The organism is Psychromonas sp. (genome assembly GCF_041586535.1).
Classification (GTDB): Bacteria; Pseudomonadota; Gammaproteobacteria; order Enterobacterales; family Psychromonadaceae; genus Psychromonas.
On sequence record NZ_JBFGZY010000159.1, the window covers coordinates 1 to 9,019 of the forward strand.

Annotated in this window: 11 protein-coding genes; 2 read left to right on the forward strand and 9 right to left on the reverse strand. The window is 41.9% G+C overall.

Going from position 1 to position 9,019, the window contains the following annotated elements:
- Positions 1-136 precede the first annotated feature (136 nt).
- The 3 genes from ABZA00_RS15025 to ABZA00_RS15035 all read right to left on the reverse strand — a co-directional run bounded on the left by ABZA00_RS15025 (position 137) and on the right by ABZA00_RS15035 (position 1,823).
- A complete protein-coding gene (locus tag ABZA00_RS15025) occupies positions 137-700 on the reverse strand; it encodes a glutathione S-transferase (protein WP_372882971.1) in 564 nt (187 codons plus the stop codon).
- Between the two features lie 246 nt (positions 701-946).
- Positions 947-1,117 (reverse strand): hypothetical protein, encoded by a 171-nt coding sequence (locus tag ABZA00_RS15030; protein ID WP_372882972.1) that lies wholly within the window; start codon positions 1,115-1,117, stop codon positions 947-949.
- Positions 1,118-1,280: 163 nt separating this feature from the next.
- Positions 1,281-1,823, reverse strand: a complete 543-nt coding sequence (locus tag ABZA00_RS15035) for a hypothetical protein (RefSeq protein ID WP_372882973.1) — start codon at positions 1,821-1,823, stop codon at positions 1,281-1,283.
- Positions 1,824-2,483: 660 nt separating this feature from the next.
- Here ABZA00_RS15035 and glgC point away from each other — a divergent pair.
- Positions 2,484-3,698 (forward strand): glucose-1-phosphate adenylyltransferase, encoded by a 1,215-nt coding sequence (gene glgC, locus ABZA00_RS15040; protein WP_372882974.1) that lies wholly within the window; start codon positions 2,484-2,486, stop codon positions 3,696-3,698.
- A 102-nt stretch (positions 3,699-3,800) separates the two neighbouring features.
- Here the strand turns inward: glgC and mqo are convergent, their stop codons facing one another.
- The 3 genes from mqo to ABZA00_RS15055 all read right to left on the reverse strand — a co-directional run bounded on the left by mqo (position 3,801) and on the right by ABZA00_RS15055 (position 6,456).
- Positions 3,801-5,309, reverse strand: a complete 1,509-nt coding sequence (mqo, locus tag ABZA00_RS15045) for a malate dehydrogenase (quinone) (RefSeq protein ID WP_372882975.1) — start codon at positions 5,307-5,309, stop codon at positions 3,801-3,803.
- 115 nt (positions 5,310-5,424) lie between these two features.
- Positions 5,425-5,826 carry a thioesterase family protein gene (locus ABZA00_RS15050; protein ID WP_372882976.1) on the reverse strand — a complete coding sequence of 134 codons (402 nt, stop codon included), beginning with the start codon at positions 5,824-5,826 and terminating at the stop codon, positions 5,425-5,427.
- Between the two features lie 78 nt (positions 5,827-5,904).
- A complete protein-coding gene (locus ABZA00_RS15055) occupies positions 5,905-6,456 on the reverse strand; it encodes an elongation factor P hydroxylase (protein ID WP_372882977.1) in 552 nt (183 codons plus the stop codon).
- A gap of 111 nt (positions 6,457-6,567) precedes the next feature.
- Here ABZA00_RS15055 and pdxH point away from each other — a divergent pair, with 111 nt between their 5' ends.
- Positions 6,568-7,221, forward strand: coding sequence for a pyridoxamine 5'-phosphate oxidase (gene pdxH / locus ABZA00_RS15060; protein WP_372882978.1), 654 nt, complete (start codon positions 6,568-6,570; stop codon positions 7,219-7,221).
- Between the two features lie 72 nt (positions 7,222-7,293).
- Here pdxH and ABZA00_RS15065 read toward each other — a convergent pair whose 3' ends face one another.
- Genes ABZA00_RS15065 through ABZA00_RS15075 form a run of 3 tightly spaced genes read right to left on the reverse strand, consistent with a single transcriptional unit; the run spans position 7,294 to position 8,374 of the window.
- Positions 7,294-7,413 carry a hypothetical protein gene (locus tag ABZA00_RS15065; RefSeq protein ID WP_372882979.1) on the reverse strand — a complete coding sequence of 40 codons (120 nt, stop codon included), beginning with the start codon at positions 7,411-7,413 and terminating at the stop codon, positions 7,294-7,296.
- Positions 7,414-7,445: 32 nt separating this feature from the next.
- Positions 7,446-7,715: a carbonic anhydrase family protein gene (locus ABZA00_RS15070; RefSeq protein ID WP_372882980.1), complete on the reverse strand. Its 270-nt coding sequence runs from the start codon at positions 7,713-7,715 to the stop codon at positions 7,446-7,448.
- A 32-nt stretch (positions 7,716-7,747) separates the two neighbouring features.
- Entirely contained in the window at positions 7,748-8,374 is a 627-nt protein-coding gene (locus ABZA00_RS15075) for a 2OG-Fe(II) oxygenase (protein WP_372882981.1), read from the reverse strand.
- Between the last annotated feature and the right edge of the window lie 645 nt (positions 8,375-9,019).

Below are 9,019 nucleotides of genomic sequence, written 5' to 3' on the forward strand. Positions count from 1 at the left end.
ATGAAAGCAAGGCATTGATTGCAGTAACTAGTTGTTCTAATTACAAAATCAATAACAAAGACTAAAACGTAGTTTTATGTCTAGCTAGCATTCATTTTAACAAGCATGAATGAATAGATAATTATCGGATTTGGTATTATAAGGCCGGAGGGGCTGTGCTGACAAAATCACTGTCTGTTTTAGCCAGCGCCAGAAATTCAGTTAAGTTGGTCAATTTACTGATATCAATCAACTCTCTATATACACCCCAGTCAAGAAAACAAGCTAAACGCAATAAACCATCCGTAAGCGGCAGCTGTGTGCTTAAATCCAACTTATTAAGTGCTTCTAATCCGGATAACACCCGTTCTGACTGGCGTTGTAAATATTTGCTGTCGGCAATCTGAATATTATCCGTGATTCTTAATAAAAAGATATTTACCGATGTATCCAGTAACGTATCAGCACAACAAAACAGATCAAAATCTTTAATATCCTGCAAAAAATTTTCGCCCGCCTGCTGCCGAAGGTAGTTAATAATTGAACTTGAATCGGTTAGGGTAAGATCACCATCAACGAGCATCGGCACTTTTTTTGTCGGCGATAATTTCGCACTTTCAGCGAAGTTCGTTTCAATAAACTCACATTCCAATTTTGTTTGTAATAGGACGATTCGACAGTGACGTACAAAGGGGGAAGTATAACTACCATAAATTTTCATTTTTGCTCCTTGAAACTAAGAGTTGAGGTATAGCAAACCAGATAAATAGTGCTCGGCTCGTCAGGTTAAAATCAAACATGCATGCTATTAAGTTTTTCCTGAATAATATCAATTTATTGACTTACCGAGCTTGGTTTAACAGAGTATGTGTTAAGCGATTAATATTCAATGCAAAAACAGATCATCATGCAAAAAAAATCCCCCGCTATTAGCCGGAGGATTTAACGATTTACAACTATTAAAGAGTTACTTTTTAAAGTCCGGGTCCTCTTCCAGATCTTCATCGGACAACCACAGTTCATGATTAGGGTCTACTTTTTCAGAAATAGTAAGCTCGATTCCCATCTCAGCGAGTTCTTTAAGTGTTAAATTATCAGCAAGCCTCATCACCTGACCGGCAGCATTATGAAAGTGCATAATTTCCTCCTTTATCCTGTTACCCACCTATTATTTTAGTCCACAATTGAAAAACAACAGATTAAATAAGGTTTCTTTTGCAGAAAGTTTTGTTTTTATTAAGAAAGCAACTGTTGTGCAAAGCCACAGTGAGAATAGACAGAGGCAATGATTCCCGCTAAGTCTATTTCTGCTCAGGCTCTGCAGTAAAAACGAAAGTTCCGTCCGGTTTTTTCTTCTGATGGAAAAAATTCTGGTATGGAAATAATGTTAATTTGGTCTTAATAGTGAGTAAGATTAAGAGGCAACAATAGACAGTCACGCCTGATAAAAACAAACTATTATCGCTACTTGAATTAAACGCCTCGTATATGACTCTCCCGCTAAGGTAGATAAAAAAGTAGTAACTGAAGGTACTTTTCTTTAACACAAAATAAGTGACGATAATCGGCACTATTAAATGCCCCAAATACAGATTTCCCTGCATCAGCGCTCCAGCAACATATAACCCCCCCATAGGTAGCCAGTACATAAGCAAAATTAGCACATTCATCCAACCATATTGCTCAACGGTCGTTCTATCGGGGATCATCGCTAGTGCCAGAGAGCCTGGCTCAGGCTGTCCGCCAGCAGATTGATATTTTGCAAATGCCTTATATTTGCAACTACCAGTTTTCACATCCTGTTGCATCTGTTTAATCGGGGGGAGAAATTTATCTTTTTTCATTACTTTCACTTTCTTTATTAGTAGCGTGACTGAAACAGTTTATTGGTTTCGGCGATATCAACCTGTTGCTCGCTGAGATCCCCTTCTGCCTACCACCAGCACTTACAAATAAGTACTGGTCGAGTTGGCTGTCAATACTATCACATGTTCAGCATAGTCGGCGTATTAAAGCCTCAGGTTTGCACGGCAAACCGGCAATAAATTAATTACTTGGCATATGACTGGGAAAATAGATTATTTCCGGCTACATTCGAGCAGCTAAGTCAATAAAAGAGTGCTTTAGCATCAGAAAATTTTGTGTGGGTACATAGTTTTTCACAAGCTTTCACTCTAAGCGTTTGCTTTAATTTTCTTCGTTGGTCGTTTCGCCCCGACGGCGAAGAACTGTTTGCTATCGCTGCGAGCTGAAAATATCTGAGAATTTATATCTGACGACTTAATTTAACCCGTTTTTTCTCAATATCCTGATTCCGGCAGTCCGCTAAAAAAGATTAAATATCATTACATTGCCAGCACTTGCTAAAAACTGTTTTTTTTTATACTGTTTTAGTTCAAAAAACACTCCATGAGTATTTTAGGCTGCGTTAGCTAAACTATCGACATTAATTCTGGAAAAAGCAGTTATTAATAAATTGTATATTTATAATCAGGAGCAGAGGAATGCGCAATACTTTGGCAATAATACTGGCTGGTGGAGCAGGTTCTCGATTATCACCATTAACCGATGATAGGGCAAAACCCGCGGTACCTTTTGGTGGTAAATATCGAATTATTGATTTTACTTTAACTAACTGCCTTCATTCCGGATTAAGGCGAATTCTTGTTTTGACCCAATATAAATCCCACTCTCTGCAAAAACATCTGCGTGACGGCTGGTCTATTTTTAATCCTGAGCTTGGTGAATTTATCACGACAGTCCCTCCACAAATGCGTAAAGGTGAACAATGGTACAGTGGTACTGCAGATGCTATCTATCAAAATCTCTGGCTTGTTTCACGCAGTGATGCTGATTATATTATCGTATTGTCCGGTGATCATATATACCGTATGGATTACGCACCAATGGTTGAACAACACCGCTTAAAAGGCGCTGATTTAACCATTGCATGCATGGAGGTGCCGGTAGAAGAGGCGAGTGCCTTTGGTGTTTTGGATATTAATCAGGACAAGCGTATTATTGCTTTTGCTGAAAAACCGCAAAATCCTTCCACTGTGCCGGGTAACCCGGGCAGAAGCCTGACCTCTATGGGCGTTTATGTTTTTACCACTGATGTACTGATAGCGGCATTGGAAAAAGATACCCGGAATCTTAATTCAAGTAATGATTTCGGTCATGATATTATTCCCAAAATGATTGAACAAGACAATGTTTATGCGCACCACTTTGGAGCTCAAGATGGGCGCGTGAGCCAGGATGCTTACTGGCGGGATGTCGGCACTATTGACTCCTTTTATCAGGCAAATATGGATCTCCTGCAGCCGGTCCCGCCAATAGATTTATACCAGCGTGAATGGGCAATTCGGACCTATGAGCAACAGCTTCCGCCAGCAAGAACTGTCTCTTCGATTAACGGTCGGGAGGTGGTTTTTGTTAACTCAATTATTGCTAACGGGGCAATTATCTCTAATGCCTCAGTTTATAACTCGATTCTTTCATCTAATGTACGTGTCAATGATCATGCAACCATTGCAAATAGTATTCTCTTTGATGGTGTCCAGGTTGGACCAGGATCTCAGTTAAAGAACTGCATTATCGATAAGCATGTAATAATTCCTGCCGGTACAGAAATTGGCATTAACCCGGCAGAGGATGCACAACGTTTTATGGTTTCAGAACAGGGTATTGTGATTGTTCCTCAAAGGTATCAATTTTAGCCGAAGCACTTTATTCCGAGGTAATTCCTTTGATTTAAATATAAGCCCCAACAGAGGAGTTAACTTATTGGACGCGGCGGATAGGTCCAATAAGCTTGGTTTTTAGGCTAATCTATCCAGCTCCAGACTGGTTAGCGTATGCTCTCTCACCTTTGCCAGTAAATTATGATCATCAAGCAGCGACTGCCCATAAGATGGAATCATATTTTTCAACCCCTCTTGCCATGCCGCTGTTTTCATCTCCTCTGCAAAGCAAGTTTCGATAATGCCCAGCATGGTTTTCACTGCGGTAGATGCACCCGGTGATGCACCTAATAAAGCCGCAAGGGTGCCGTCGTCGGAATGAATCACTTCGGTGCCAAATTCCAACTGCCCGGCACGCTCCTTGCCTTTTTTAATGATCTGTACCCGCTGCCCGGCCATCGACAAAAACCAGTCAGCAGGCTTTGCATCGGGATAAAATTGCTGCAAGGCTTTAACTCTGGATTTATGTGTCTGCAGTACCTCGGAAATAAGATAACGGATTAAATCAAAGCCATGTAATCCCACTGATAACATCGGAAATAGATTTGCTGCATTGACGGAAGTGGGCAGATCCCAAAACGATCCCTTCTTAAGAAACTTGGTAGTAAACCCGGCAAATGGGCCAAATAACAAGGTCTTCTTGCCGTCAATAATACGTGTATCCAAATGAGGGACTGACATGGGTGGAGCACCTACCGGCGCTTTTCCATAAACTTTAGCATGATGCTTTTCAACCACTTCCGGAATAGTACAGACTAACCATTGCCCGCTGATAGGGAAACCGCCGTATCCTTTCCCCTCATTAATACCGGATGCCTGCAGCAGCGGTAAGGAACCGCCTCCCGCGCCAAGAAAAACAAAGCGGGCATTATAATAACTGTGCGCGCCACCCGTTTTATTTTTGGCTCTTACCCGCCAGCGCTTATCCGCCTGTTTATCAATATGGGTAACACAGTGCTGCACAAGGATTTCAAAATCCCCCATCTCCTGCAGACCGGTCAACATGTCACGGGTTAACGCACCGTAATTGACATCGGAGCCGTAGCGAACTCGGGTTGCGGCAACTTTTTCATCGCTATTGCGTCCCGCCATAATCAAAGGCATCCATTTTTTTAACACTTCAGGATCTTCACTGTATTCCATTGCGGAAAATAGTGGATGCGCAGTCAAAGTTTGATAGCGTTTACGCAGGAACTCAACGTCCTTTTCACCACTGACAAAGCTATGATGAGGTGCCTGATTAATAAAATGGGTAGGACTCGGTAATATTTTTTTATCAACCAGATGGGACCAAAACTGTAACGACTCCTCATATGCGGCATTGATTGAGAAAGCTTTTCTGGTATCGATACTGCCATCACTCATTTCCGGGGTATAATTCAGTTCGCAATAAGCCGCATGACCCGTTCCTGCATTATTCCAACCATCGCTGCTTTCTGTCGCAACATCAGGCAAACGCTCAATCATCGCTATTTTCATAGCAGGGTCTAACTGTTTTAATATAATCCCTAAGGTTGCGCTCATAATACCCGCGCCCACCAGCAGTACATCTACATCTTTTTCAATTGCCGTGTTTTCAATGCTCATAATTTTCAAGTTCAAATGTTAAAGTTATGTTTAACCCATGTTAAAAAACTATCGTCTATGTGTCCATAGCAGATATGAACTATCTTGCCAGGCTACACCTTTAAACGACTTGATATTACTCACCAAGCAGGCTCTTCAGGATAGTTTCCGGCAAAGGTTGCAGACGTTTATTTTTATCTAAGCAAACCATTTCAATATCTCCAATCACCGCCGCTTTAACTGCACCGGGTCGCCACACCTCCTGCCGCCATAATGTTTTGTATTTGCCGTCAATTTTATAGGTTGTGCGAATGTCACAGATTTCAGCAAACTCGACGCCATCCTGAAAAGTCATATTCGCTTTGTAAACCGCGAAACCCAGGCCATGTTCACGCCATAATTTATCCAGCACGTTACTGTCAATAACATGCTCACGGGCGCGTTCAAAATACTTCAAAAAATTAGGATGATAGACCACACCGGAATGATCCGTATCTTCGTAATAGATCTGCACGGCATGATGGTACGTTTTATTCATTAGTTATTTCCAAAATTAGTTGAATTGCGTTATTGGCGTATGGTTAAAGAACTATTACTGAACAGATACCAGGCGTTTTCAGATCCGTTCATACATGCCCTGATAATCAAATAATTCCCGGTCTAAAACCGGTGTTTGATAAAATTTTCTGCAGGCATTTATCAGCAGCATGGTTCGCTCGGAAAAACCATTTTGTAAAAAATGGATCACCTGATCGTGGACTTTATGTTTAAAAGCTAAGCGATTTATAGTGATACCGCTGAGATTATCCGCACTTACCTCAAATTTAAATCCGCAGCTTGCCGCCAGAGCCCATTCTATTGCCTGCGGTCTTATCTCCACTTTTTCAAATTCAGCCTGCTGCTCGGCATCACGACCATCAGGCTCATACCAATAACCGTAATCAACCTGTAAACGGCGCTGCTCACCCGCCACTAACCAATGCGCAATTTCATGCAGTGCACTGGCATAAAAACCATGCGCAAAAAAAATACGGTGCTGCTTATTGGCACTGTCTGCTGGTAAATAAACAGGCTCATCTCCGCCTGCGATTAACAGCGTATTGTATTTATCACCGAAGGTATGGTTAAAGATATCGATAAGGTCTTGGTAATTAAATGAAACTGGCACAGAAACTCTCAATGGATTGGCTGAATTATTCGACAAAATTTGTGACAAATTATACACTTCAACGATAACTTGGGTATACCCTTTAAATTCTAATTCAAATAAGAAGATCCTATGTCACTTATCAGTAAAATTCGCTGTGCTTTCACACTCGGTCAAGGTGTTTTAATCGAAGATAAAGCGTTACAAACAACGAATGACCCTATTGCATTTTTTAATAGCTGGTTAAAACAAGCTGAAGATACCGGCATCATTCTGCCAGAGTCCATGTCTGTATCAACCTGTACGCCGGCGGGCCGCCCCTCTTCGCGCATGGTATTGTTGAAAGAGGTGGATCATAAAGGTTTTGTCTTTTTTACCAATTATGGCAGCCGCAAAGCAGAGGAGCTGGAGGCGAATCCTTACGCAGCACTCCTGTTTCACTGGAATATACTGCAGCGTCAGGTGCGTATTGAAGGGCGAATTGAACGGATCAGCAAAGAAGAATCCAATGCCTACTTTCAGACGCGTGGCCGCGGCAGCCGGATTGGCGCCTGGGCTTCACATCAAAGTCAGGAGCTTGATGATCGTGAGACCTTAGTACAGAAAGTAAAATATTATGAAGAGAAGTTTGCCGGCAAAGAGGTTCCCCTGCCTGAGTTTTGGGGTGGATACCGCGTTATTCCTGAAAGTATTGAATTTTGGCAGGGTAAAGCGGATCGTCTGCATGACCGATTCGTTTATCAAGCGGCAGAAAAGGGCTGGACAGTTAAGCGCTTAAACCCTTAATTTTTATCTAAACAGGGGGAAGTTATTCCCCCTTGCGATTCCCGAAACTGCTGTACAGGTCCGGTTATTTTATTATTTTAAAATCACACGTGCATTAGTTGCCTGTACCGGACGGTTATTCGGCTCTGTCAACACATCAGCAAAAGCTTTAACCTGCTCGGCAGAAACGCCAACGCTCTCTTTTAATACCAACCAGCGCACACCTGCAGAACACGGTGGCGTGCTTAAAGATCCGGTAAAACGGTAAAACGGTAATAGTCCCGGTTTTCCGGCAAAATATCATTTATGTTAAAGACCGTATTTAATTGATATTGATCGCCGGCGTGTTTCGGCATCTGTGACCAGGCCTGCGCAAAAGCGGCATTGCTGCCTTTTTCTGTAAACATTACCGCAACAACAGCCAGGTTACCCGCAGCGTCAGCGTGTACCAGGTGCCCTTCCAATGGATAAGATTGACCGTCAATATGGTTTTCACTCGGCGCATGAAAATGCACCTGTTTTAGAGAAAACTGCTGACCATCAACGGTCAGGCTGCGTTGATAGCCGCATTGCTGACACTGAACCAGCCGGCAATACTATTGCGGGTTTTAAGTGTCGGTTTGACTTCATGGGGGAAACGCTCACTCAAAAAAATGACCAGGGTGCCGAGTAGTGGATTGATCACATCAAGGGGCTGATCCAACTCATCATAGATCACCAGCTGACCGCCGTCTTTTTCCTGCCATTCAGGGTTAAGAAAAAAGACCGTGGTTAACAGACGGTTTTGACTGCCTTTTAGTGCATCAAGATGTTTTTTGTAAAAAGCCCCCGGCTCATAAACGGCGTAATGACTTTCGTAATGAAACAGGCCCATAAATAAGCGTCGATTTAAGCCATCTTTTAACTGGCTCATGATCGTCAAATATTCACGGTCGATATGATCTTGATTGTTCAGCCAGGCTATTTTATCTGAACGGATAAAAGTATTAACTTGTTGATCAATACCCCGCCCGATAGCGGCTTTCTTAAAGTTAATATTCTGCTCAGTCTGCATTTTTTCAAGCAGCGCTAAGCTCACATAATCAGGAATAATATCAGATAAAAGGATATATCCTTTATCGACCAACGCATCAGCGATTTCATCCAGCACTGCTTCACTTATTTGCGAAACCATACATGCTACATCCAATAAAGAGGCTACGCTTTTTACTTTACTCAAGGGCCGGGAAAGGAAGTTTTTGGCCTGATTTTCGAGGGGGCGTCGAAATAAGGTATGATGGCCATACCTCAGTTATTTTGCGGCGATTTTATAGCAATAAAAGCTCTGCAACAACATAAATTATCACCTTTAAATTCAATTACATAAACTAAAAACCGGATAACCCGCAAAACGTTTTTTTGAATTTAGCTTCTCTGGGCAATGCAACTTTTTTACAGCATGCTAAAAGAAAGTTTTTAAAATTCAATAAACAAAGGTGCAGACATAGCACAAACAAAAGACTTCCGGATGCTATACCCATGATACTTCAAGATGTGTTAATACTCAGAAGTCTTTTTCGATAGTGGCAACTTCTCCGACAAAGCGGACATTAACCGTGTTCAATTTAAAGTTACAGACGGTACAAAACACCTATAAGTAGGTAGATCTTCAAATAAATCTTTTAATGCCGGTTATGCTAATTGAAGCTCACCCAGCTAAAGCAAGGTGATTCTTGTCGTCAACGGTTTAGGCATTGCAACATTAAGTTGCGTTAGTCTTCTAAAACCTCTTACAAGCGTTTAACGTGTCGGCACTACCTGCCGCCACGAATTTTTAAGC